Source organism: Oleiphilus sp. HI0125, from assembly GCF_001635355.1.
This window is the reverse complement of sequence record NZ_LWGF01001363.1, coordinates 1-854: the sequence shown is the minus strand read 5'-3', so window position 1 is coordinate 854 and position 854 is coordinate 1. Positions and strand designations below refer to the sequence as shown.

The following is an 854-nucleotide window of genomic DNA, read 5'->3' as shown; positions in this document are numbered from 1 at the left end:
AACTGCGGTGACGAAACACCTAGATCAACCAATACTCCATCTGCCAACTCATCACCACGCTTAGCTAAATACAGTGGAATATCGACAAACGAGCCATGCTCTATCTCAAAACGGGCGTCTTCATCATGAAGTTTGTTTGCAACCGCAACAGCAGCTAGATCTTTATCAACTCCAACCACACGCCCTGATTCTGACAAACGACTTAAAATGAGACGGCTATGCCCACCTCTGCCAAAGGTTCCATCAACATATAGTCCTTCTTCATTGCCTATAAGGGCATCAACGGCTTCATTAAGAAGCACTGTAATATGGGCAGAGTCAGTCATAGCTATAGCGACAAGTTATGTAATTGTTCTGGAATATCATCATCAGACTCGTCAGCATCAAGCCAATCAATCCAACGTTGCNCACTCCACAATTCAAATTTCTTACCTTGACCAATCAACATGGTTTTCTTTTCAAGCCCAGCATATTCGCGCAGAGGCGTAGGCAAAAGAATGCGTCCATTTGCATCCATTTCTAATGGCGTTGCATAACCGATCATGAGTCGCTGAATTCTTCGAGAGGCTTTATTGAAACTAGGAAGTGCTTCGAGTTTAGGAAGAAGCTCTTGCCACTGATTTTCTGGATAAACCAACAAGCAACGCTCTTCGGTATGTGCAGTCACTACCACACGGCCACCACAAAAAGAAGACAGCGATTCCCGAATCTTCGTCGGAATCGCCATACGACCTTTTGCGTCCATGTTGATTGCGTGGCTGCCTAAAAACACCCTTCAAACCCCTGAATTATTATAATTTGGTAAAAAATACCAAAAAAACCCACCTTTCACTACTTTTTCCCACTATAGAAAC

At 43.6% G+C, this 854-nt stretch carries 2 protein-coding genes; both read right to left on the bottom strand.

Annotated elements, in window-relative coordinates; genetic code table 11:
- A partial coding sequence (mraW, locus tag A3762_RS23355; protein WP_082869323.1) for a 16S rRNA (cytosine(1402)-N(4))-methyltransferase occupies positions 1–326 on the bottom strand: 326 nt, incomplete at its 3' end.
- 2 nt (positions 327–328) lie between these two features.
- On the bottom strand, positions 329–772 hold the full coding sequence (mraZ, locus tag A3762_RS23350) for a division/cell wall cluster transcriptional repressor MraZ (protein WP_068757894.1): 444 nt from the start codon (positions 770–772) through the stop codon (positions 329–331).
- Between the last annotated feature and the right edge of the window lie 82 nt (positions 773–854).